Origin of the sequence: Paenibacillus sp. TCA20 (assembly GCF_000732325.1) — a bacterium.
In the GTDB taxonomy this organism is placed as follows: Bacteria; Bacillota; Bacilli; order Paenibacillales; family Paenibacillaceae; genus Paenibacillus; species Paenibacillus urinalis.
This window is the reverse complement of the sequence record NZ_BBIW01000009.1, coordinates 23,510-47,081: the sequence shown is the minus strand read 5'-3', so window position 1 is coordinate 47,081 and position 23,572 is coordinate 23,510. Positions and strand designations below refer to the sequence as shown.

Here is a 23,572-nt window from a genome sequence, read left to right as displayed (position 1 = left end):
ATACATAAACCCCAGAGAAGCCTCAGCCATTGCGGGATGCTCTAGGGTTTATTAACATGTGGATAACATACCAAAGAAGCTCGAATTGCCGCTAATCGCAATTCGAGCTTCTTCCTAATTCCGTCATGCTCCTAAACTGCAGCCATTATATATCCTTAGCAGCCGAGTCTTCTCCGTGTTCACCTGATGTGCGCTGTGATTGAGGTGCAGCTGCAGCAGGCAATTCCTCCATTACAATCGTGTCACTTGCTCTCGACAGGCTGTTCACAGTTGCCTTGTCTCCATCAGCTACGGATAATACAAAGATACGATAGGTAACGCCCGCCTTCAATGTGCTGCCATCTGCATCCAGCGCGTACGTATCAAGCACCGCGCTCAGGTTGTCTCCCATTCTGGAAACCGCGGTATACTGGCTTCTTGGCAATGCATTCGCTTGCTCCAGCGTAAATTGATCTGCATTCGCCGCCTTCACCGCAATGACGGCGTAGAAGGACAATCCGGCTTCATTGCCTGCCTTATTGAAATCCACCTTTATGGCGGGATTCTGAGCAGGCTTATTCTCCACCTTCGTTATGACGGCAGTATCCACTGCGACAGGTGCCTTATTGATCGCGAACGTGTTAGATGGCTGTGACAAAGCATTTTCCGAGCGTACTTTGCCATCTGCTAGCGACAACACGAACACCTTATAATTTGTTCCCGGAGTGAGACGATCACCCCTGACGTCCTTGGTATTCTCGTTCAGCACTTGTGACAGATCTGACCCTTTCTTCGCCACTGCTGTATAATTCCCCGAGTCCACCCGATTTGCCCATGCCAGATCAAACCTGCTCGCTTCATCGGCCCGCACTACCATAACAAGATAACGGGACAGCCCTGTCTCATCCGAAGCCTTCTTGAACTTCACGGTGACATCACGTCCATCCCCATTGGTTCCGTTCACTACCGCCTCTACCGAGGAAGCTGGCTGGGCACTACTCGCCGATAGCTGGATCACAGATGAAGCACCGGACAGAGAGTTCAGCTTGCTGTCACCTCTGTTACTGACCGCAAGAACGAATACGCGGTAGCTTACTCCGCTGCGAATAATGGAACCGTCTGTATCTCTCGCATCAGCAGACAAGGCTACAGATAGATTGCCGCCTGTTTTGTTTACACGCGTGTATCTTGAGCTGTTCATGCTGCTTGCAATAGATACATTAAAAGCCCCTGCATTCCCCGATTTCACGACGAATACGCGATAATGATCCACACTTGCTTCATTCGATGATTTGTTAAACGTCACTCTGAGGTCACGGCCATCCCCATAATCCTGAATATCACTCACCGCAAGTCCACTGATCGGCTTCGTTACCGAGTTGTTCACAAGGGTAATCTGGGCTGAGGCACCAGAGAGCAGATTGGAGTATCCTCCCTGCTGATTGCCCATGGATGCAACAAAGACTCGGTACGTCTCTCCTTCTCGGATTGTATTACCGCTGGTATCCTTAAGTTTTTCAGGCAAGGTGGTGGTGATATTGTTACCTGTCTTGGAGATATCGTAGTAACGGTCCGAGCCCAGCTTATTCGCTTCAGTCATATTAAATGACGATGCTTGATTATTCCTAACAACATATATTCTATAAAAACCGACCTTGGCCTCATTGCCTGCTCTATTGAAGGACAATTGTATATCCCGGCCATTGCCATAATCATTTACATCGTTGACTGCCGTAATGGATGGAGCCGTCAATGTAGCACTGTCGAGTGTAATCGCAGAGGAAGCAACCGACAGCTTGTGCTGCTTATTATTCGTGTTCGAGCTGGCCGAATAGATAAAGACGACATACGGGATGCCGTTCTTGATAATCTCTCCCGATGAATCACGTGTGCCTGACGACAACGTCGTCGTAATCGTTGATGAGCTCGACTTATTCACGGGTGTAGAATAGCTGTTCGCTGCTCTACTGGCTGCGTTCACATCAAAGGATGATGCATCCTTTTGCTTGACGACGAAGATGCGATAATTCGAGATATCGGATGTTGTTCCCGGCTGTTTAAAGCTGACTTCAACATCTCTTCCATCCCCATGGTTCGCAATATCTCGAATTTTAACTTCCGAGGCTGCAGCTACTGCAGGCTTGGCACTCATCGTAATCGGATCTTTAGCCGAGGACAGCACATAGGAGAAATCAGAAGCATCATTCCCCACGGTCAGCACATAGACCTTGTAAGCCGTGCCAGACTGTATCTTTTGACCCGCTGCATCCAGTGTGTTCTCTTTCAACGTCACACTAAGCTTGCCATTCGTTCTCGATACTGGGGTGTAGCTCGTATAAGATACATTTCTGGCTTCATTCAGATTAAAGCTTCCACTGTTTGAGGCTTTGACCAGTATGACCCGGTATTCATGCACCCCGTCTTCGTTCTGCGAAGGGGTAAACTCCACGCTGATATCTCTTGCATCCCCGTACTGTGTACCGACCCTGGTCGTTACAGTGGAAGAAGACAGATCATTGCTGCTCGTAATAATATCTACACGTTTGGCACTGGAGTTCCACAGCACTTCCTCACCAAGTGCCTCCGTCACGAAGCGGATGGGCACCATAGTGCTGCCTTTGATGATCGACGCCGGGACATCGAGTGTGACTCTGCTTCCACTGATCGTGGCATAGCTCGATCCGATCGTCATGGAGACCGTCTGGTCTCCTTTTGTCGCTGTAACTGTCTTCGTCTTATTGTTCCATATTACATTCGCATCCAGCCCTTCAAAGATCGAGCGCAGTGGAACGAGAACCCGATTGCCCTTCATTACAGGCGCTTGGGTAGACGGAAGTCTTTCATTATCGATATAAATTTGGATGGCAGTCGCCGCGTTTAACATACCTGGCGTATGACCAACGCCCGCGGATACCAGTGCAGCAATCACAACCGAGGATACCCATTTCTTCATCAACATTTCCTCCAGCTTCACATTGGATTAAAAAACATCAGATCCATTTGCAACTTATGCGGCTCATTTCACGTCAGCAATCTTATAACGCAGAATAGTGGGATAATGTTCCATATTTACAAGTCAGAAGAAAATTATTTTTTTGCGTGGGCCAAATGTTGGCTCGCTTGCTGAATCAGTAGAGACCATTGTGTGCAATTCGATCATTATTGTGCCACATCATTTCAACTAGAGCAGGTGGGCCTCGGGTAATTAGGGTAAATACTTTAGGTAACCCATGTATGTAAATCTATCCATCATTTTTAGGAGGTTATAATTATGAAGAACACGATACTTCGGCATAAGAACAACCGGAAATCCACCGTAAAATGGATGGCTGTGTTAAGCAGTGCAGCATTGCTGCTGCCTGCCGGATGGAGCCCCGCCTTCGCCCAAAATACCGCGCAAGCAAATACATCAGCACCTGCAGCTGCTGAGGCAGTTTCATCGGAGTCGTCCGTTATCCTGAACAAGTTTCGAGCTTTGCTTAAACAACCGAACGGTCTGCCGGAAGCTGCAACTTATCTGAATAAAAATATATCAAAAGCATCTCCCCATCATGCGACGCTTATGGTGCTCTATTTAGAAAATGCACGGATCAAAGCCATGCCGTCCATTGATAAGAAGTTGTACCCGCAGGACGTTCAAGAGGAGCTGCAGACCTTTTTCAAAGAAAACGACACCATGAACCAGCTGATCCAAAAGGCAAAAACTCAAAAAGTGAAAAACCTGCTGACACAGGCTAAAAATTACGGATACAAGGTCATTACCGCTGAAGGCATGTATTTCCTGACGATGGATTATTCTGCTTTTGAACGCTACAAGGAGGATGTCAAAGAGGATATTTCTGCTTACATCAGCATCCAGGCAGAGCTCTCTCGCAAACAGCTGGGTAAGGATGCCGCTCTTGCGATCGGATATCAGGAGCTTGTCAATCGCGCGTTACTGCTCGAAGGATTTGTTACCAGCTATCCGAACTCTAATCGCACACGGCAAATGGAAGATCAGTATGATTTGTACAGACACGTTATTTTTTACGGGATGAATAATACCCCTCTCTTCCAAGACAATGGAGCGATCAGACCCAATGCCAAAACAGCCTACACGTTCATTGCCGGTCTCCCGAATGAGAACAACAGTCAGCTGCACGAGCTGCTGAAGCAGTTCGTTAACGTACTGAAGGATCATCAGTTCAAGCAAACCTCTGAGGTAAAAGATTGGCTCGAGGAGCATGTCGGAACGAACGGATAGAATGCTAATGTGCAGCACAGGAAGCCCCGCTTACGATTGTAAGCGGGGCTCTATTTTTATCACCTAAAATATATCAGATCAAGAGATTAAAGAGATTAAGATCCTTGTTCAGCTCGGTATATTGAATATTTTTTCGATTCATACGCTCGATGAGCGGCTCGTAATCCTCGGTGTACATCAGCTCAATGCCGACCAGGGCCGGACCGTTCTCTTTGTCATTCTTCTTCGTATATTCAAACCGGGCGATATCATCATTTGGACCGAGCACATCCTCCAAAAATTCACGGAGTGCCCCCGCACGCTGCGGGAAGTTAATCATGAAATAATGCTTGAGCCCTTCATACATGAGCGAACGTTCCTTAATCTCTTGCATCCGGTCAATGTCATTATTGCCCCCACTGATGATGCAGACGACTTTTTTTCCTTGAATCTGATCCTTATACTGCGCTAGTGCAGCAACAGACAAGGAACCCGCCGGTTCAACCACAATGGCATTTTCGTTATACAATTCAAGAATGGTTGTACACGCCTTGCCCTCCGGCACCTTTAAGATATCATCCAGTGCGTTCTTGCAGATATCATAGGTGAGATCACCCACACGTTTAACCGCTGCACCATCCACAAATTTATCAATCTGCTGCAGGGTAACGACCTGCTTCTGATCAATGGCCTCCGTCATGGAAGCTGCGCCTAACGGCTCTACGCCAATGACCTTCGTTTCCGGATGAACGGTTTTGATATACGCACCTACACCTGCCGCGAGTCCACCACCGCCAATAGTCACAAACACATAATCCGCGGGGGTGTCCAGATCCTCCATGATCTCCATCCCAATCGTTCCATTGCCTGCAATAATCTTCGGCTGATCAAAAGGATGAATAAACGTAAGCTCCTGCTCCTTGCATACACGCATGGCCGCTTCATAGGAATCGTCATAAGTGTCGCCTGTAAGCACGACCTCCACATTGCTTCCTCCAAAACGTCTTACCTGCTTAACCTTCTGACTCGGTGTTGTGCTTGGCATAAAGATCTTGCCCTGAATTCCCAAGGCATTACATGAAAAAGCAACCCCTTGCGCATGGTTCCCAGCACTCGCGCATACAATCCCCCGTTCTCTCTCCTCCTGGGACAGACTCCGGATCATGTTGTAAGCACCACGGATTTTAAATGAACGAACGACTTGCAAATCTTCTCTCTTTAGATAAACTTCGCAATTGTATTTCGCAGATAACACAGCATCACGCTGGAGTGGTGTACGTACGATAACCTCTCTCAGCACATGGTGTGCTCTGACGATATCTTCCATTCCCACAACAGGGACATTTCCACTTTTTGATGTCTCTACTGGTTCCATTCTCTCCACACTCCGCTTGAATTTGGTACGCGCAAGGCATGTACTCGAATCCATTCCACAACTCATCAAACGATGGGTGATATGAAAAGAATTCTCTTACGCAGCATTTCTCTGTCTATGACTTAGCTATCAGCTATCATTTCTATGTATTGTACCACTTTCCTGCGCGGCATGCCCTCCTCATCTGTACTTATTTTTACCAGCGAATCGAACTCCAATCAGACCATATTTTTGGGGATCTTATTTTCAAGATACCGATAATCATGATAGCCTGACAGTATAGCAATAGAGAACAGGAGATGAACAGCCATGGTCAATGATACAGATCTTGCACATTTGAAACGCTGCATAGAGCTAGCAGGAACCGCTCTTGAAGCAGGTGACGAGCCCTTCGGTTCCGTCCTTGTATCCGCTGATGGCACCGTACTTGCCGAGGAACGTAACCATGTGGGAGGCGGTGACCCTACCCAGCATCCCGAATTTGCATTAGCACGCTGGGCTGCAGAGCACATGGACCCACTAGAACGAAGCCAAGCAACCGTATATACATCTGGCGAGCATTGTCCAATGTGTGCTGCTGCCCATGGATGGGTTGGCTTGGGACGGATCGTTTATGCAAGTTCCTCAGCTCAGCTGTCCATGTGGCTGAATGATATGGGCGCCCGCTCATCTCGGGTGCTGAGCCTCCCTATTCACGAAGTTATTCGTGATACCGTAGTAGATGGCCCTGTGCCGGAGCTAGCCGAGCAGGTCCGGAAGCTGCATCAGCAGTTACATGACCGCTAAAAAAAGAAAAAAGCCCGTATGCCCGGGACTGTACCCTGTCTCATAAACAAGGTATAGTCCCGCCCCATTCGTATGGAGCATACTGGCTTTTTTTATTGTGAGTTATCGCGTGAATTTCATTTACCCCATGCTTACCGTTACATTGACATTTCCTTTAATGGCTTTGGAGTACGGGCAATAATCATGAGCAAGCTCCACATACTTGCGAGCTGTCTCCTCATCCAAACCGTCGATTCGTACATCCAGCTCCACCTCAAGCTTAACACCGTTATCTGCCGGATCTGTTTTTAAATATACCGTTGCGGACACGGTGCTCTTCTCGATTTGTACATTGTTCTTCTTCAATTGAAACTCAAGTGCGGAGTTAAAGCAGGCACTGTATCCAGCCGCGAACAGCTGCTCAGGATTGGTAGCCGTTGTATCCTTGCCGCCTAGCTCCGGAGGTGCAGCAACCTCCAGCAAAAATACGTTATCCGGAGATTGCACAATGCCTTGACGCCCTCCTGTATTGATTACCGTTGTTTCATACAATGTTTTCATTTTCATGTTCTCCTTTTAATTTTAATTTTAGAATATAGCTGTTGTTATATTGTTATAAATTATATTGTTTGCAATTTAATTTTACTAAATTTTATTTTAGGTGTAAAGCATAAAAAAATTCATTTAGTAAATCCATCCCGTGCTTGAATGAAAAAGAACTAAAAATGACTGCCGAGAATTTCTCGACAGCCTAAAGATCCTTAAGGGATTAACTGGTCTTGCTTAATTGGTGATGAGAGTACGATCATGGTCGTTGAGTCACCATATTTTCCAAGCTCATTAATTGCACTCTCCAAGGTTAGTAAAGATTCGGTAACCAGTTTGACAAGAAAATTGTACTGATGTCCGCTGATTCGATGCAACTCAACGACATCGCGTGCTTCTTTACAGTAACTGACGAAGTTATCACATCCTTTAGTATAGAACAGAATGAATGCGGATATTTGCTTGTTGATCTTCTCTGGGGTAATGACTGCACGATAGTGATCAATAATTCCGTTCTCTTCCATGCGGCGTACTCGCTCCGTAACGGCAGGCTGTGATAAGGAGACGGCCTTTCCTAGATCCGTCATAGAGATGCGCCCTTCCTCCTGCAACCGCAGCAAGATTTGCTTGTCCAGATCGTCCATCAATCATACTCCTTTATATTCAAGGTATAATTCATCAAATGAAATGAATTTAAAGATTCGAACTCCATATTAACTTTAAAACTCTATAGTACCTAACATCGATATTATATAAAATTATTTATTATATCAATTGAAAGAAGAGGCGTGGATATGATAAATAACGAATTGTTACAGCCCGTTCGAATCGGGCCCTGGCAACTACAAACACGGATTGTAATGGCTCCAATGACGCGCTCATTTGCCAATGATGTTACGGGTACGGTTGGTGAGGATGTCATTGCTTACTATCAACGCCGAGCGGAAGACGGAATAGGCCTTATCATCACAGAAGGCATTATACCGACAATCCAAGGAAAAGGGACCTTTGGAGTACCTGGATTATATACAAGCGAGCAAGTGAGTGCTTGGCGCAAAGTCACGGAGGCAGTACATGAAAAAGGCGGCACCATTATAGCACAGCTATGGCATGTCGGCAGGCTGACCCATCCTGATTTAACAGGGGGCCGTCCACCCCTTGCCCCCTCTGCTCTGCGTGCTGAGGGGCTTGTACATCGGTTGCATAAACCTTACGCAATGCCTAAGGAAATGACGGATGAAGATATTCGTATGACCGTACATCACTTTAAACAGGCAGCTAATAATGCTATTCAAGCCGGATTTGACGGGGTCGAAATTCACGGAGCCCATGGCTATCTAATTGATCAATTTGCATCGGAATCCACAAATCGACGTACGGATGGTTATGGTGGTCACAGGACTCAGCGTCTGAGACTAATGAGAGAAATACTCTCTGCCATTGGTGAGGATATCGGTATGGAGCGTGTCGTTCTACGCTTCTCTGAATTAAAAGACGATCAGCCCAGCTTCCGATGGTTAGACCCTATCGCTGAGATCGAGTCATACATCGAGATGTTTCACGAGGTTGGTCTGCAAGTCATCCATCCATCTACAAACCATTTCTCCCAGCCGATATGGGAAGGTCTGACATTTCACGAGCTCGTGCGGAGTCGATGGGAAGGTTATATCATAGGAGTTGGCAATCTGACTCCCGATTCTGCTGTGACAGCCATCCGTTCAGGTGTCATCGATTTGGCTGCATTTGGCCGTCCCTTGCTGGCGAATAACGATTTTGTTAACCGCCTTAAGAAGGGATTGCCGCTCAATCCATATAATTCAGCAATCCATTTAGCACAATTGATCTAGAAGAGAGCATTTAGCACTTTTAATTCACTTTTAATGCACTTTTTTAAGCGACCCAGGTTAAACGATACACCACAGGTGTGTATTTTTCCGGTTACTTGAATAAGTGCTTTTTTGTGTTTATTTGCTTTTTCAAATGCTGGTGAACATCAGGTTATCTGCAAATAATCAGGATATTCAATCCATTTTTTAAAATTATTTACAATTATGTGGTCGTCCGATATAATAAGCAACAAGACTGTAAACGTTTACATTAAGTAATTAATAAGGAGATGACTGTTATGTTGGCAAAATTCAAGAAGATTCCAGCTCTCTTGGCATTATCCCTGATATTCTCCGTTATCACTCTCCTGATTCCGCCTTCCTCTACTGTCCTAGCGAGTTCAGGAGAAACGGCAAGTATTTCCGACATACTCAAATATCAGCAAGCCGATGGCGGATGGAAAAAGGATTACAGCACGACGAGCGGAGAATGGTCCAAATCTACGATTGATAATAAGGCAACTTATACCGAGATCAGAAGATTGGCCGCGGAATACCAGAAAACCAACAATGCTCAATATTCTGCTGCTGCGATCCGTGGAATCAACTTCTTGCTAAACATGCAATATGCGAATGGAGGCTGGCCGCAAATATACAACAGCTCCGGTTATCACAAGCACATTACATTTAATGACAACGCCATGATTAACGTTATGATTCTACTCGATGACGTCGCTAACAAAAAAGGCGATTTTTCCTTTGTGGACAGCACGTTAGCCAGCAGAGCCAGTAGTGCTGTATCCAAGGGAATCAACTTAATTTTGCAAATTCAGGTGTCTGTGAACGGTAAACTTACCGTTTGGGGACAACAGCATGATTCCTCAACACTAAAGCCGGCTGGAGCAAGATCCTATGAGGTTCCTTCTCTTAGCGCACAGGAAAGTGTGAACATCGTTAAGTTCCTCAAGACTAGAGCCTCTACTACGGCAATTGCAAATAGTATCAAGGCAGCGGAAGATTGGCTCAAAGCTGTAAAAATCACCGGTATCAAAGTAGTAAAGACTACGGATGATGTTGTGGTGGTTAGTGATCCGAGTGCGCCGGCCATTTGGGCTCGTTTCTATGAGATCAATACCAATAAACCGATCTTTGTCGGTCGAGACGGTATAGTGAAGTACAAGCTAAGTGATATTGAACAAGAACGAAGAGTTAATTATTCCTGGTATGGGAACTGGGCCAATAGCTTGGGCATCTATTAAGATGAAGCGGCTAATCCTCCAATGGCTGATGTGATAGGAATGAAATAACAAGCAGCTTCTTTTGCATGTCTATGGGTCATTATGGTTAAATAAGAGCATTGACCTGCAAAGGAGGAACGATCATGACTGTTAACTATGAACAAGACCTGCTGCCGATCGGTTCTGTAGTACGCATTAAGGAATGGAAGCAGAAGCTGATGATCTATGGCCGGCTGCAAAATGATACTGAGTCTCAGGGTACATGGGACTATGTGGCATGTTATTATCCACACGGCAATTTAACAGAAGACTCTAATGTCTTCTTTAACCACGAGGATATCAAGGATGTTATATTTAAAGGATTTGAGGATCATGAGGAAGTTGCTTTCCGTAAAATCCTTGCTGAAGCGATCAAGGAAGCCGAGTAAATACGTTCGGTTTTTGGCTGAATCACTCCGGTTGACTTCGTCAAAAGTCGTTCTTCATCCAAAAATCTCACTATGTGGGTGTAAAGAAGTAGCCCAGCTGTAATTTAGCTGGGCTTTCTTCAAAAATCCTTTTCAAATCTCTCTTCGAGTAACGAAATCACTTTTTTCATTATTTCAGTGCCTTGGCTGTATAGATCAGCTCGGTTTCACGGACGTTTGTTTTTCCTGCGGATTGGATCGCTCCGTATTGGTGCATGTTGGTTACAATGACAGGTGTAATCGTTTCGTAGCCTGCTTTTTCGATCTCTTCCCTGTCGAACTCCATCAGAAGATCACCCACGGATACCCTCGCCCCAGCTTGAACCTTCGGACTAAAGAATTGCCCTTTCAGCTTCACTGTATCAATACCGATATGAATCAGCATTTCCGCTCCGCTGTCACTCACAAGGCCAATCGCATGACCGCTCTTGGACAGTGAGAAGACCGTTCCGTTAATCGGAGAGACAACCCGGCCTTCGGATGGCTGAATGGCAAATCCTTGACCCATAATCTCTTCAGAGAACGCAGGGTCATTCACCGCACTCAGCGGTTTGACCTCACCTGTAATCGGGCTGTATACTTCCTGATCTTCTGTTTTTACTTCCTCCTCATTCACGGACACGGAAGCTGCAGCTCCTGCATCAGCTGTCACAGAAGTTTGTGAAGCATTGGCGCCCTGTGTATTCACTTCTTTAGCTTCCTGAGTCTCCACCGCGATCTCTTCATCAAATCCAAGAATATAAGTGAGGACTGCAGCTGCAGCCGAACCAATTAGAAGACCGATAACAGCATATACGAAAGTTTCACCCAGAATCATGGGAATACCGGACAAACCGGCAAGGCCGCCGACAACATAAGCTTTCGTATGGAACAAGCTCATGAAGGCACCGCCGATACCCGCCCCGATCAGGGCCGCGATAAACGGTTTCTTATACTTCATGTTGACCCCGTACATCGCGGGTTCCGTAATTCCCATGAAGGCCGTAACACTCGTCGACATTGCGAGTGATTTCGTTTGTTTGTTCTTGGACTTGAGCGATACGCCGAGCGCACTGCCAGCTTGGGCAAAGTTCGCTACCATCATCATCGGAATCAGGTAATCATAGCCCAATGTTGCGATCGAACCGATCATGATTGGTACAAGGGCATAGTGCATGCCTGTAATAATCAGCAGCGAGAAAGCTCCGCCAATAATAAGTCCTGCAAACAGTCCTGTGTTATCAAACAGCCAGGAGAAACCATCCGTCAAGCCATTACCGATAATAACACCCAGTGGACCAACGGCAATAAGCGTCACAGGTACAATGACGAGCAGCGTAACTGTAGGAACAACAATTAGCTTAAGTGATGCATGGGTAACCTTGTCTACGGCTTTCTCAACATAGGAGGCGAGCCACACCGCAATTAGGATCGGGATCACCGATGAAGAATAGGTGGCTGCCACAACAGGAAGTCCGGCAAAGGTTATACTTTCACCTGTTCCTAGCAAGGTGGTTATCGTCGGATGGAGTACAGAAGCCCCGATCGCTGCACCAATGTACATGTTGCTTCCCAGCTTGCGGGCAGTACTAATCCCCAAGATAATCGGCAGGAAGTAGAACGCTCCGTCTCCGATCGCCGACAGAATTTGATACGTCGAACTTGTCTCGGACATCCAGCCCAGTGTGACCAGGAGTGCGACAATCCCTTTGATCATCCCCGCTCCGGTAATCGCCGGAAGAATCGGGGTAAATACGCCGGAAATAAAATCAAACAAAGCACTCAGCGGATTTTTCTTCGTCTTTGTTTCGCTGGATGCATTCGTACCCGCATCGGGTGATTTGCTCATATTGCCGACTAGTGCGTTGTACACTTTAGGTACCTCATTACCAATGATAACCTGGAACTGACCCCCGTTGATCATAACACCCATGACACCCGGGGTATTTTGGAGTGTCTTCTTATCTGCCTTACTATTGTCATTCAGGTTAAAGCGAAGACGGGTCATACAATGCGTTACTTGATCGATATTTTCTTCGCCGCCGACCAGCTTCAATATATCTTTGGACAATTGTTGTTTATCCATGATGAATTGCTCCTTTTAGGAAATGTAATAAGTGAAAAGCTCGTATTGCACTTAGAATAGGAAAGAAAAAAACCTAAACACTGAAACCAAGACAAGATCAACTTATCTGTGATTCAACGTTTAGGTTTTGCCTGTACGACAGTAACAATCCCGTATTATTCGGTTGGCTGTTCGTTTCTGACGATCCGCTCAATATGAATGGTCAGATATAATATTTCTTCCTTTGATAATACCCGTCCATAAATTTTTCGGGTGTAATCGTTAATCTTCATGGCACAAGCGTAAGCATCAGGATATTGCTTGCTGACCAGGTCGTGAAGCGGGTTATCCTCTTCCTTCCCTTCAATCGCGGTCCCTGCTATGACCCGCTGTGCAAAGTATTTCAGATGCGTTAAGAACCGATAGTAACTGAGTGAATCTTCATCCAGCTCAATCACAAAGCTTCGTCTTACAATGTTTAGAATATCCTTGACGATATTCGTAATGCTGATCGTTTCCCTCATCTCGCCGTTCATCTGGGCATTTACAAGATGCATTGCGATGAATGCGCATTCGTCTTCCGGCAGGAGAACGCCGAGCGTTTCTTCAATAATATTCAGCGCCTTCAGACCAATTGCAAACTCCTTGCGGTACATCCGTTTGATCTCCCACAGCAGTGCGTTCCGCAGCTGCATGCCCTGCCGATGACGGTCTATGGCAAAATGAATATGATCCGTCAGCGAGATGTAGATGCTCTCATGAAGCTTCTCGCCAAGTACTGTTTCCGCATAACGGATAATCTCATCCGAGCATTCCACATATTCCGCAGGAATATCGGACAGAAGCGTTTTCAGTTTCTGTGATACTTCCTTGCTTTCAAGTGAGAATACCTTTTCAATAAGAGATTCATCAATCGAGTCTCCTGTGTGTTTCTTAAAGGCGATCCCCCGCCCCATAACAACCTGCTCATTACCACTTGAATCGATGACCGTCACAACATTGTTGTTCAGCACCTTCGCTATTTTCATCTGTTCACATCACCTTGTACTGGCAAAAAATTAAAGGCAAAACCAAAGCCGAGCATTGTTGCAGCCCCGCCTCTGGTTTTGCCTGATTTAACAGTAACAATCCAGTAATATATTAGCTATAGGCCTATCTTACCATATCAGCAGCCAAATGACAACGGTTTTATGAAAGCGTTTAACATTCCCGAAGGTGCCACTATTCGGTAATTACTTTTCGGCAGCCGGATCTGTAAGACTCGCTCCATTTGTACCAATAACTTCTTTATACCAATCAAATGATTTCTTCTTATACCGTTGGAGACTGCCTGTACCGTCATTGTTGCGGTCTACATAGATGAAGCCATAACGTTTCTTCATCTCGGCAGTAGATGCGCTCACCAGATCAATACATCCCCAGGAGGTGAAGCCCATGACCTCGACCCCATCCTCAATCGCTTTACCGACTTCAACAAGATGATCGTTCAAATACTGGATTCGATAATCGTCAATCACGGTCTTATTCCCCTGCTCGTCCGTAACAAGCTCATCAATAGCCCCAAGTCCATTCTCAACAATGAACAATGGCTTCTGATAACGGTCATAATATTTATTGAGTGTAACACGAAGACCTTGAGGATCAATCTGCCATCCCCATTCGCTTGCTTTCAGATAAGGGTTTTGCACACCTGCGAACAAATTGCCTTTACCTTCATTCCGCTTGTCCGGATCGGCTGTTTCGCAAATGCTCACATAATAACTGAAGGATATGAAATCCACCGTGTGCTTCAAAATTTCAGCATCGCCATCTTCAAACTGAATGCTGATATTGTTCTCCTTGAAATAACGATTGATATATTTAGGATAATAGCCACGGGCATGCACATCGGCGAACAGATCATTTCTTTGCTCTGCATGCATCGCTTTAACCACATCATCCGGGTTCGGCGTGAGCGGATAAGTCGGCATACTGAGCACCATGCAGCCGATTTTGGCCTCTGGCATCATCTCATGTCCGATCTTCACGGCTAAGGCACTGGCTACCAGCTCATGATGGATCGCCTGATACAAATCCTGCTTGGAGAGCTGCTCCTTTGGAGTAAAGATGCCTCCGCTCATAAATGGCTCCTCCAGAATAGAGTTGATCTCGTTAAAGGTCAGCCAGTATTTCACTTTTCCTTTGTAGCGGGCAAACAGTGTTCTAACATAGCGTTCATAGAATCCAATCATTTGGCGGTTAACCCAGCCGTTATATGTCTTGGACAGGTGCAGCGGCGTCTCATAATGAGAGATGGTGACCAGCGGCTCAATACCATACTTCAAGCACTCGTCAAACAAATCATCGTAGAACTGCAGCCCTTTTTCATTCGGCTCAAGCTCATCTCCTTGCGGGAAAATACGCGACCAGGCGATCGACGTACGGAATACCTTGAAGCCCATTTCAGCAAACAGCTTGATGTCCTCTTTGTATCGGTTATAAAAATCAATCCCTACGAGCTTCAAGTTATCTGAAGTCGGTTCTTCCGTTCTCGGCGCTGATATACCCTTTGGCAGCACGTCTTGAACAGACAGTCCCTTACCATCTTGATTATAGGCCCCTTCCAGCTGGTTGGCCGCTACAGCACCGCCCCATAGAAAGTCTTTCGGAAATGGAGTTGTCATATTAATTCAATCCTCTCTCGATTGTTATATCCTGCACAGAAGCCGGGCTGTTCATTCTATCACCCGAAATCTTCTTTAGAGCACTTCGCCGTTAGTAGCGATAACGTTCTTGAACCATTCAAAGGAATCCTTTTTCGAGCGTTCGAGTGTACCGTTGCCTGCATCATCCAGATCGACATAAATAAAGCCATAGCGCTTGGACATTTCAGATGTAGACATGCTGACCAGATCAATCGGCCCCCAGCTTGTGAAGCCCATCAGATCTACTCCATCCTTAATTGCTTCATTCATCTGCTCGATATGCTTTCTGAGGTAATCTATCCGGTACGTATCATGAATGGAGCCGTCCTCTTCGACCTTGTCATATGCGCCAAGTCCATTTTCCACGATAAAGAGCGGTTTATTGTAACGATCCCATAGATTGTTGAGTGTAACTCGAAGCCCAATTGGATCGATCTCCCAGCCCCAGTCGGAAGCCTCAAGATAAGGATTCTTCACGCCGCCAGCCAGATTGCCAGCTACCTCTTCCTCATCCGCAGATGCTGATTTCGTTACACTCATGTAATAGCTGAACGAAATAAAATCCACTGTATTGTTGATCAGAATTTCATCATCGCCCGGCTGGCGCTCGATAACCACGTTATTCTCTTCAAAGTATCGTGCCATGTAATTTGGATACTTACCACGAGCATGGACATCAGTAAAGAACAGGTTGATTTGATTTTCCTGCTGAGCCAGTCTTACATCCTCTGGATTGCAGGTCTTCGGATAGGTCTCCATACGAGCCAGCATGCAGCCTACTTGGGAGCCTGGAATAATCTCATGGGCCAGCTTCGTCACCAAGGCACTCGCCACAAACTGATGATGCAGCGCTTGGAAGGCCGTTTGGAGCTTGTTATCCACCTTGTCCACCAGAATACCGCCGCCCGTATATGGGCTGATCAGCATGACATTAATCTCGTTAAACGTCAGCCAGTATTTCACCTTATCTTTATAGCGCTTGAATACCGTTTCCGCATATCTCACATAATGGTCGATGACTTCACGTCCGGCCCATCCGTTATATTTTTGCGTCAGACCCAGCGGTGTTTCATAATGGGACAGCGTTACGAGCGGCTCAATGCCGTATTTATGCAGCTCATCAAACACCTCATCATAAAATTTCAGCCCTTCCTCGTTCGGTACTTCATCATAGCCGTTCGGGAAAATACGAGCCCAATGAATGGACATCCGGAATACCTTAAAGCCCATTTCAGCAAACAGAGCGATATCTTCTTTGAAACGGTGGTAGAAGTCGATGCCATGACGCTTTGGAAAACGCTCTTCAACCTCTCCAGCGAGGATCTGTTCGATACGGTCCGAAGTAATGTCCATGGCATGACCGCCTTTACGAAGCTCCTTAGGAACATGGGCAATCATGTCTGCGGTGGAGAGACCTTTGCCACCTAGGTTATAACCTCCTTCAAGCTGGTTCGCTGCGGTTGCTCCGCCCCATAAGAAATTTTCCGGAAATCCTTTTTTGGCTAATGTCATCATTAACAACCTCTCTTCTATGTGATATAAATATAGAAATTTCGAAATATAGATAAAAAATTCAATTTAGGACATGAATAGTACACAGGCTTGATTGTTTTCGTAGGCAGACTCCCGAATACGCCGGCTGTCATCCGAGGTCAGAAAACAAAAAAACCTAAACTCAAGGTAAAAGCACACTCCGCCAAGGAGCCTGTCATTTCACCATCAGTTTAGGTTTTGCCTGTCTTAAGCAGTAACAATCCATTAAACGATGCATCTAAAATATGTGGTTGTCATGTAATGTAAGCGTAACACAGTGCAAATATAAAATCAACTTGGTCACTGAGATGCCATCAATTGTTGCTGTGCCTATAGCTGTCATTATCTACTTTACTCCGAATGTATACTGACCAAGCTATCATTTAGATCATTATAAGAGCAAACAATCGTTTGTTTCAAGCCATAGGCACAGCTTAGGCATCAGACTATTAACAGCCCCTCCTTCAGGAGAGATTCCATAAGAATGAATCCGTCATTTCTCCTCAGGATCCTATTTGCTTCTCTTTCAGAGTTCTTGACATGACTCGGCTGACTGGGCTGGATCACAGCTCAAGTCCTCTTTGAGCACAAGGTAATAATGCCAAACATTGTCCTCCGGACCGTTTATTATTCTGCGGTATACCTTAGATGGAGGATAGATCTCATGAGGATAGTCTTCTCCGTTAATCACCTTGCTCACGACAAGAGCAATCGTATCCTCCGATACACTGCTTTGCTGCCATTCTCCCCCCAAGTGTTTGATGATCGTTTCTCCCAAATAACCGCCCCAAGCCTTGGACATCTGAATCTTCTCGTGTTCTGAAGGGCCCCTTCTAAATATCTTTCTCACACCTCGGGGCAATTCTTCATGATAGCGTTGTAATATCCCTTCCAGGCTCTTGATGCTATCTTCACTGTAATCAAGCTTCTGACCCAGCTTCTCAGCTAACTCAACAGCGTCTTCAGCATAAGCCTTCATCATGTCTGCTACGGTCGGCTTCATTTCGTCTCTTCATCCTCTGCCTTATAATATGTTCCAGCCTATTTCAATGCTTGACCACAGCTTGAAGATCGGCTATATCATTAGACGTTAGAGCGAATTAGAAGTTCTGTTATAATCTATAGTTTCTAATTACGGGGTTTCCAGAAGGTAAGCCCCTCCTGAACATGCTGCCCATACCAAGCCTTGAGCTCTGGCAGCGTCCGGACCCCATAATCCACGACGGCTTCATAGATTCGGACCGACCTAGTATCTGATTTGCTGCTCTTAAATTGTCCTGTGCTTGTGCAAAGACACTCATTGTAATCCCGTCTCCTCCAAAGAATCTAATCTATTCTAGATTTAAATCATCTGTTCCTCAAGCCGCCTAAGCCGTTCCTTCGTCTATGTATGTTATTCCTCGATCCGCTCTAGCTGCCGCCTTAAGTCCGCCTTGATAAGAAGGCACTGGCATCAGTTGATTAGCGTGATCCATATTAATCCAGGCGATTTCCCCTATCTCCTCGGGTGATGTGATTTGCAGTTCTCCTCCGATCACTTCACTTAGAAAAGTAAAGAACAGCACTTGCTCTCCGCGCTTTTCAATAATGCACTCACTTACCCCGACAAGCTCTCCTACTTGTATGAAAAGGCCTGTTTCTTCTCTTGCCTCTCTAACTGCAGCTTGCTCCAATGTTTCATTCGCTTCTACCGCCCCGCCGGGCAGTGACCAGCGTCCGTTATCCATGTTTTGAACCATGAGCACCTTAGAGCAGGTATCATCCATAATTAAGGAGTAGACTACATTCCTTCTTTGCATTTCTAATTCCTCTTCCTACAATTAAGATTGGAAATATAAACCTATTGTAGATCTAAACCATATCAGGAACAAGTGTTCTTTCCCAAAAGAATAAGACACCCTTCTCAATATTGAAGAAGAGTGCCGCTTAATATAAAAATGATAAATATGCAAACATACGATGATGATAGCTTTGTATTCGAGTTACGCAATTACAGCGTACCGAGCTCAGACCAAGGCATGCTAAACGATTGATTAGCCTGACCTTGGAAGATCATTGAATTGCTGTTTGGATCTGCCGTAATGTCCACGATGTATCTAGCCCCGATCTTATCCCAGCGCTTCACCAGATGTCCGCTTGGATCGAACGCCACGACTGCCATTCCTACCCGATTATCTATATAGCTCAGCGGCCAGTAGGTATAACCGTCCGATTTAATGATCGGATATATCGCATTCGGTTGAAGCGTATCTGGAGAAGCCAAGCATGTCGGCTTCAAATCCGATGGAATAGCAGGCAGTGTACTTTCAGGGGCTTTGGCTATCAAGAAGACCTTATGAGGCCCAGGAGATTCCGAAGGTACTTCGTCTTCTGCTGTCCATGATCCACGCTGGTGATCGAGCTGACTCAGCTCGGCAATGACGTTCTGCAGTGTCACAGCATCGGCCTGGGCCAGAGCCGGCTCCACTGTTTTTTGTACAATATTGCGCACAACTGCATCACTGATCTCAATATTGCTCTGCTGAAGAGAATCCAGAGCCCGCTGAATGCTCTTCATGGACTCCACCATGATACTGGCTTTATCGAGAGAGAGCTTCAATGAACCGCGCACTTGATCCATCTGATGTATACCATGCCGCAGCTTGCTTCTTAGGATGGCCCCTTCGATCGCATCAATGGCTAGCCCGATACCTACAACGACAACCGCCGCAATGACTCCAGCAATGAGTCCGCCTGCAAGTGTTCCGACAGCTATCTCGACGCCGAGGACAGAGCCAAGCACCGTTGCAGCCGTCTCCGCTGCCATGATGCCCGAATCGACCAACACGGCGGTTACTCCTGGAGCAAGATATTGCACGGTGATAAGAAAGCTCGCTACATCGACTAAAATATTGGTGATCCCTACAGCCGTATCGCCTGTCGAGACATCATGTGCCGCTCCGCTTGCCTGCAGGATATCAAAGCTCGTAACATCGGGGACAGCCAAGCCATGCTGTATATATAGATCTGCAATCTTGGCGTTAATATCCTGGCTCAGTATCGTAAATTCTGCATAGTTACTTTTCAATTGATTCAAGAAACTTTGTGTATCCGAAGATAGCTCAATGAGTCTCGCCTGCCGCTTATCATTGTCCGGAAAAAAGATCGACATTAATTCGTATCCTCATTTGTCCAGGATTTGCGGTCAGTGTCCAGTCCGCTCAGTTCAGCGTTGACTACATCAAGCGTAATAGCCTGTGCTTTTTGCACACTTGGCAGCACGTCTTTCGTAATCAGATTGGTGATGATCTGCTCATTCAGCTCGATGCCTGCACCCGTAATTGCATCCAGCGTCGTCTTCACGGATTGAATGGAGTTTTTCAGCTCTTTGGTCTGATCAAGTGACATTTTTGCCGTTTGTCTCATCGGGTAAATCTGATGCAGCCCTGTTCTTAATTTGTTTTTGGCAATGGAGCCTTCGATCGCATCGATACCCAGATCAATTCCAGCAACGGCAACGCCTCCGGCGATCCCCCCGAGGATGCTCCCTGCCAGGTCTCCCGCTGTAATCTCTACTTCTCTGTCGATGAGTGGTACCGTAAATTTGGTCAAGACCTTAGCGGCCGTTTCCTCTGTCATAAGCCCTGCTCTGACCAGCATCTTGGTAGCCGCTGGAGCTAGATATTTAACCGAACCGATAAACCCGGCTACATCGACAATGACCTCTGCAATCGCAACAACCGTCTCCTCCGTGTTAATATCCGTAGAAGGATCTGCCTGCTTGATGACATTAATCTGGCTGATATCCGGCTGCTTCAATCCGGCTTCCTGATACACACTTACGATTTGAGCATTGACTTGAGTACACAGAGCTTTAAAATCGTTATAATTCGCTGTTGCATCATATAAGAAATTTTCAGTGTCCGTAGCGAGTTCAATCAATCTTCTCTTTCTATTGTCGTTGTCTGGATAAAAAATTGGCATAACCTATCCCACCTTCTCATTATTTGAGTTTGAATCATTAGTCTGTTGCTGAGAAATACACATTAAGTACGTATCCATCTTGTGGTACTCGGCCAGTCCTCGCCCGCTCCCAGGAATATCTAAGGAGTTTACCTGGATGCCGACTTCCGGCTGAGCGAATCCAAGCTCACTAGCAGGAAGCTTTGGCACAATATCCGGCGCATTATAGATACGCCATGTACTGGGGACCAACTTCTCATAGGCGGACGTAAAAGTCCGATCTCCGACCATGGGAGAACCAAAGGTGTATACCTCTGTCTCCATCCCGCAAAAGGCGGCCGCATACGCCGTCAGTACAGTCAATGCTCCACCGAGGCTATGCCCCGCAACAGTCAGGCTGCTTGCTTGGAGATTCTGGGTATACTCTGTCATGAGCAGGGATTTGTCTCCTTCAAGCAGGTGAACCTTAAGGGAGCGGTACATTCTGGCGAATCCCTCTTCCACCTTGCCAACGCCTCCAGGTTCCGTGTAGGACAGCAGGAAGAATTCAAAATCATCAATCCACTCCAGCTCTGTCTCCGTTCCCCGATACACAATTCCCTTGCGGGAAGGGTCGGTCAAGGATTCCATAACGCAGCCAATCCATTCTTCGGAATGCGATTTGAACAGAGAAGGCTCAATTGAAATCCCGGCGATGATCTTCCAGTTCGGCAGTTCAATCTCGAGGAGTGCGTTCGCATCACTAACTGTTCGATCTGCACTGTAGACGGACTTGATGAAGCCTCCCCATCGCATTGCCTCGTCGTGGTTAAACACCGAGCTACACATATCCGGGATCTCCCAAATGAACCTCAATGCTCTGAATTACAATGGCAGGATTGGACTGAATGAACATCCGTATAATCTCCATCCTTTCTGATTTCGGATAACTTCTTGACATTTCATATCTTACAGACCCGCGTTAAATTTACGTTCAAGCCAATCTAAAGAATCGTTAAAGATACGCTAAAGATACATAAAAAAACACCGTCTATACATAGACGATGTTCTATAACTAATATGAAGTTGATCATCTTCACATCATTGGTGCTTGTTATTGATCCAGTGCATTCAGTTTGCAAATGAGATCTTCGAGCTGTTCCTCGGAAGAGTGATTTTACGAGAATCTTCAATAAGTGGACAGGAATAACCCCGCTTCTATACCGCAAAAAAACGGGGATACGCGAGTAGTCACAATGATCGTGACTGACTCCGTATTCCCCGCATTGCCAGGTTTAACATCATCATTTATGTGATTAATATTTTAAGCTTTGAATTGAACCTTGAACCAGGCAGCTGCGGCAATGACTTCATTACGGCTCAGCTGGTGACCGTTATTCTCCCAATGCATCTTCACGTTGGCACCGGCGCCGGTAAGGAGTTCTTCAAGCTCTTCCGATTCCTGCGGAGCGCACATCGGGTCGTTTTTTCCTGCGGCAATAAATACCGGAGCACCTGCCAAATCCGGAAGCACAGCGTCCCGAAGAGGTACCATGGGATGGTGAAGTATCGCCCCACGCAGCGAATCCGCGTAATGGAACAACAGGCTGCCTGCAATATTGGCACCGTTAGAGTAGCCGATGGCCACGATATTGCGGCGGTCAAAGCCGTACTGCTCTGCCGCTTCATCCAGGAATTCATGCAGCTCTCGTGTACGGAAGATCAGATCCTCTATATCAAATACCCCTTCAGCCAGACGGCGGAAAAATCGGGGCATTCCGTGTTCGCTTACGTTTCCTCTCACCCCAAGTACACTTGACTCTGGAGATACCAGCTCTGCAAGCGGAAGAAGATCGGTTTCTGTTCCTCCTGTGCCGTGGAGCAATAGGATCGTTGGTGCTGAGGGGTTGCTGCCTTCACGATAGATATGCTTCATATTCATACTTTAGTTCCTCCTTCAATATTACGGACAATGACGTCCGGCAAATTTGCTTCGATTGCTTCACGGTGAGGCTCATACCAGGATGGAAGCATGATCTTCTCACCCAGTTTATCAGGTGTTTCATCATTTGCGAACCCAGGAGGGTCTGTGGCGATCTCAAACAGGATGCCGCCCGGTTCTCTGAGATATACAGCGTTAAAATATTGACGGTCAATGATGCCTGTTGGATGAAGTCCAGCCTCTACGGCCATGTTCCGCCAAGCTTCATGTTCTTCGAAATCTTTGGCGCGCCATGCAATATGATGGACTGTTCCGGAGCCGCCGCGTCCAGGAGCCATTTTTACTTTGTTGATATCAATAATATTACCCAAATTTCCTGTTCCTTCGAAACGAACCCATCCTTCCTCTTCAGCTACTTTCGTCAGCCCAAGGAAATTTTCGAGCACCCGGATCGTTTGCTCCGGAGCCAGACTGTACAATACAGAACCGCCAAAGCCTTTGATCGCTTTATCTGACGGAACTCCATTGAAGGACCAGGTATTCAAATCCCCCGCCTCACGTTCAACGAGCTCAAGGACAAGTCCTGCGTTATCCAAAAACCGAATATAGCTCTCGCCAAAACGATGTTTCTCTTCAAAACGGATATCAAATGAGGTCAGTCTTTCCTTCCAAAAATCCATGCTGCCCGGTGGAATTGCATATACGGTTACTCCTGTTTGCCCGCCTCCGACAGCACCTTTACGTGCACCAGCCTGCGGGAAGAAGGTGATGATTGTACCCGGACTTCCTTTCTCATCTCCGAAGTAGAAGTGATATACTTCCGGTGCATCGAAGTTAATGGTCTTCTTCACCAGGCGAAGTCCGAGCACGCCGGCATAAAAATCGACATTGCGCTGAGCATCGCTCACAAAAGCGGTAATATGGTGAATTCCTGCGGTTTGTAACATGTTAATTTCCTCCACTCCATTATTGAATTTTGGTTTATACATTTCCAATCTATATCTGAGCTGCTAAGCTTTGTAAAACATTT

General features: G+C 46.2%; 20 protein-coding genes. 5 read left to right on the top strand and 15 right to left on the bottom strand.

The genetic code is table 11. The annotated features are described in order from the left end of the window. Positions 1–145: 145 nt before the first annotated feature. Positions 146–2,932 (bottom strand): copper amine oxidase N-terminal domain-containing protein, encoded by a 2,787-nt coding sequence (locus TCA2_RS16990; protein ID WP_052512111.1) that lies wholly within the window; start codon positions 2,930–2,932, stop codon positions 146–148. Between the two features lie 318 nt (positions 2,933–3,250). On the opposite strand from TCA2_RS16990, the gene TCA2_RS26240 reads away from it, so the two are divergent. Then, positions 3,251–4,222, top strand: a complete 972-nt coding sequence (locus TCA2_RS26240) for a hypothetical protein (RefSeq protein ID WP_052512109.1) — start codon at positions 3,251–3,253, stop codon at positions 4,220–4,222. Positions 4,223–4,295: 73 nt separating this feature from the next. On the opposite strand, the gene ilvA is transcribed toward TCA2_RS26240, so the two are convergent. After that, the gene (ilvA, locus tag TCA2_RS16980) at positions 4,296–5,576 is read right to left on the bottom strand and encodes a threonine ammonia-lyase IlvA (protein ID WP_047912806.1); all 1,281 of its coding nucleotides are present in this window, start codon (positions 5,574–5,576) and stop codon (positions 4,296–4,298) included. A 309-nt stretch (positions 5,577–5,885) separates the two neighbouring features. Here ilvA and TCA2_RS16975 point away from each other — a divergent pair, with 309 nt between their 5' ends. Next, positions 5,886–6,362, top strand: a complete 477-nt coding sequence (locus TCA2_RS16975; RefSeq protein ID WP_047912805.1) for a nucleoside deaminase — start codon at positions 5,886–5,888, stop codon at positions 6,360–6,362. A 120-nt stretch (positions 6,363–6,482) separates the two neighbouring features. Here the strand turns inward: TCA2_RS16975 and TCA2_RS16970 are convergent, their stop codons facing one another. Together TCA2_RS16970 and TCA2_RS16965 are read right to left on the bottom strand one after the other, a co-directional pair. Continuing rightward, the gene (locus tag TCA2_RS16970; RefSeq protein WP_047912804.1) at positions 6,483–6,902 is read right to left on the bottom strand and encodes an organic hydroperoxide resistance protein; all 420 of its coding nucleotides are present in this window, start codon (positions 6,900–6,902) and stop codon (positions 6,483–6,485) included. 200 nt (positions 6,903–7,102) lie between these two features. Next, a complete protein-coding gene (locus TCA2_RS16965; protein WP_047912803.1) occupies positions 7,103–7,531 on the bottom strand; it encodes an Lrp/AsnC family transcriptional regulator in 429 nt (142 codons plus the stop codon). A 150-nt stretch (positions 7,532–7,681) separates the two neighbouring features. Between TCA2_RS16965 and TCA2_RS16960 the strand changes: the two genes are divergently transcribed. The 3 genes from TCA2_RS16960 to TCA2_RS16950 all read left to right on the top strand — a co-directional run bounded on the left by TCA2_RS16960 (position 7,682) and on the right by TCA2_RS16950 (position 10,379). Beyond that, entirely contained in the window at positions 7,682–8,734 is a 1,053-nt protein-coding gene (locus tag TCA2_RS16960; protein ID WP_052512107.1) for an oxidoreductase, read from the top strand. A 278-nt stretch (positions 8,735–9,012) separates the two neighbouring features. Next, the gene (gene pelA, locus TCA2_RS16955) at positions 9,013–9,972 is read left to right on the top strand and encodes a pectate lyase (protein WP_081872609.1); all 960 of its coding nucleotides are present in this window, start codon (positions 9,013–9,015) and stop codon (positions 9,970–9,972) included. Between the two features lie 122 nt (positions 9,973–10,094). Beyond that, positions 10,095–10,379, top strand: coding sequence for a DUF4176 domain-containing protein (locus TCA2_RS16950; protein ID WP_047912800.1), 285 nt, complete (start codon positions 10,095–10,097; stop codon positions 10,377–10,379). Between the two features lie 169 nt (positions 10,380–10,548). On the opposite strand, the gene TCA2_RS16945 is transcribed toward TCA2_RS16950, so the two are convergent. From TCA2_RS16945 to TCA2_RS16895, 11 genes are all read right to left on the bottom strand, one after another. Beyond that, positions 10,549–12,483, bottom strand: coding sequence for a beta-glucoside-specific PTS transporter subunit IIABC (locus TCA2_RS16945; protein WP_047912799.1), 1,935 nt, complete (start codon positions 12,481–12,483; stop codon positions 10,549–10,551). A gap of 155 nt (positions 12,484–12,638) precedes the next feature. Next, a complete protein-coding gene (gene licT, locus TCA2_RS16940) occupies positions 12,639–13,490 on the bottom strand; it encodes a BglG family transcription antiterminator LicT (protein ID WP_047912798.1) in 852 nt (283 codons plus the stop codon). Positions 13,491–13,694: 204 nt separating this feature from the next. Then, on the bottom strand, positions 13,695–15,125 hold the full coding sequence (locus tag TCA2_RS16935; protein WP_047912797.1) for a glycoside hydrolase family 1 protein: 1,431 nt from the start codon (positions 15,123–15,125) through the stop codon (positions 13,695–13,697). A 75-nt stretch (positions 15,126–15,200) separates the two neighbouring features. Beyond that, positions 15,201–16,658, bottom strand: a complete 1,458-nt coding sequence (locus tag TCA2_RS16930; RefSeq protein ID WP_047912941.1) for a glycoside hydrolase family 1 protein — start codon at positions 16,656–16,658, stop codon at positions 15,201–15,203. Positions 16,659–17,205: 547 nt separating this feature from the next. Beyond that, entirely contained in the window at positions 17,206–17,682 is a 477-nt protein-coding gene (locus tag TCA2_RS16925; RefSeq protein ID WP_047912796.1) for a hypothetical protein, read from the bottom strand. Between the two features lie 364 nt (positions 17,683–18,046). Then, positions 18,047–18,478: an NUDIX hydrolase gene (locus TCA2_RS16920; RefSeq protein ID WP_047912795.1), complete on the bottom strand. Its 432-nt coding sequence runs from the start codon at positions 18,476–18,478 to the stop codon at positions 18,047–18,049. A gap of 191 nt (positions 18,479–18,669) precedes the next feature. Then, complete coding sequence (locus TCA2_RS16915; RefSeq protein ID WP_047912794.1) at positions 18,670–19,830, bottom strand: hypothetical protein; 1,161 nt, start codon at positions 19,828–19,830, stop codon at positions 18,670–18,672. Then, entirely contained in the window at positions 19,830–20,642 is an 813-nt protein-coding gene (locus TCA2_RS16910; RefSeq protein ID WP_047912793.1) for a hypothetical protein, read from the bottom strand. Before TCA2_RS16910 ends, TCA2_RS16915 begins: the two co-directional genes overlap by 1 nt. 3 nt (positions 20,643–20,645) lie before the next feature. Next, complete coding sequence (locus TCA2_RS26235) at positions 20,646–21,449, bottom strand: lipase family protein (protein ID WP_052512105.1); 804 nt, start codon at positions 21,447–21,449, stop codon at positions 20,646–20,648. Positions 21,450–21,924: 475 nt separating this feature from the next. Beyond that, complete coding sequence (locus TCA2_RS16900; protein ID WP_047912792.1) at positions 21,925–22,542, bottom strand: alpha/beta hydrolase; 618 nt, start codon at positions 22,540–22,542, stop codon at positions 21,925–21,927. Then, positions 22,539–23,489, bottom strand: a complete 951-nt coding sequence (locus TCA2_RS16895) for a ring-cleaving dioxygenase (RefSeq protein ID WP_047912791.1) — start codon at positions 23,487–23,489, stop codon at positions 22,539–22,541. The genes TCA2_RS16900 and TCA2_RS16895 overlap by 4 nt, the downstream gene beginning before the upstream one ends. Positions 23,490–23,572 lie beyond the last annotated feature (83 nt).

Bases quoted from the DNA above. Each gene is read 5' to 3' on its own strand.
- TCA2_RS16990 (WP_052512111.1), bottom strand. From the start codon at position 2,932: ATGAAGAAATGGGTATCCTCGGTTGTGATTGCTGCACTGGTATCCGCG.
- TCA2_RS26240 (WP_052512109.1), top strand. From the start codon at position 3,251: ATGAAGAACACGATACTTCGGCATAAGAACAACCGGAAATCCACCGTA.
- ilvA (WP_047912806.1), bottom strand. From the start codon at position 5,576: ATGGAACCAGTAGAGACATCAAAAAGTGGAAATGTCCCTGTTGTGGGA.
- TCA2_RS16975 (WP_047912805.1), top strand. From the start codon at position 5,886: ATGGTCAATGATACAGATCTTGCACATTTGAAACGCTGCATAGAGCTA.
- TCA2_RS16970 (WP_047912804.1), bottom strand. From the start codon at position 6,902: ATGAAAACATTGTATGAAACAACGGTAATCAATACAGGAGGGCGTCAA.
- TCA2_RS16965 (WP_047912803.1), bottom strand. From the start codon at position 7,531: ATGGACGATCTGGACAAGCAAATCTTGCTGCGGTTGCAGGAGGAAGGG.
- TCA2_RS16960 (WP_052512107.1), top strand. From the start codon at position 7,682: ATGATAAATAACGAATTGTTACAGCCCGTTCGAATCGGGCCCTGGCAA.
- pelA (WP_081872609.1), top strand. From the start codon at position 9,013: ATGTTGGCAAAATTCAAGAAGATTCCAGCTCTCTTGGCATTATCCCTG.
- TCA2_RS16950 (WP_047912800.1), top strand. From the start codon at position 10,095: ATGACTGTTAACTATGAACAAGACCTGCTGCCGATCGGTTCTGTAGTA.
- TCA2_RS16945 (WP_047912799.1), bottom strand. From the start codon at position 12,483: ATGGATAAACAACAATTGTCCAAAGATATATTGAAGCTGGTCGGCGGC.
- licT (WP_047912798.1), bottom strand. From the start codon at position 13,490: ATGAAAATAGCGAAGGTGCTGAACAACAATGTTGTGACGGTCATCGAT.
- TCA2_RS16935 (WP_047912797.1), bottom strand. From the start codon at position 15,125: ATGACAACTCCATTTCCGAAAGACTTTCTATGGGGCGGTGCTGTAGCG.
- TCA2_RS16930 (WP_047912941.1), bottom strand. From the start codon at position 16,658: ATGACATTAGCCAAAAAAGGATTTCCGGAAAATTTCTTATGGGGCGGA.
- TCA2_RS16925 (WP_047912796.1), bottom strand. From the start codon at position 17,682: ATGAAGCCGACCGTAGCAGACATGATGAAGGCTTATGCTGAAGACGCT.
- TCA2_RS16920 (WP_047912795.1), bottom strand. From the start codon at position 18,478: ATGCAAAGAAGGAATGTAGTCTACTCCTTAATTATGGATGATACCTGC.
- TCA2_RS16915 (WP_047912794.1), bottom strand. From the start codon at position 19,830: ATGTCGATCTTTTTTCCGGACAATGATAAGCGGCAGGCGAGACTCATT.
- TCA2_RS16910 (WP_047912793.1), bottom strand. From the start codon at position 20,642: ATGCCAATTTTTTATCCAGACAACGACAATAGAAAGAGAAGATTGATT.
- TCA2_RS26235 (WP_052512105.1), bottom strand. From the start codon at position 21,449: ATGTGTAGCTCGGTGTTTAACCACGACGAGGCAATGCGATGGGGAGGC.
- TCA2_RS16900 (WP_047912792.1), bottom strand. From the start codon at position 22,542: ATGAATATGAAGCATATCTATCGTGAAGGCAGCAACCCCTCAGCACCA.
- TCA2_RS16895 (WP_047912791.1), bottom strand. From the start codon at position 23,489: ATGTTACAAACCGCAGGAATTCACCATATTACCGCTTTTGTGAGCGAT.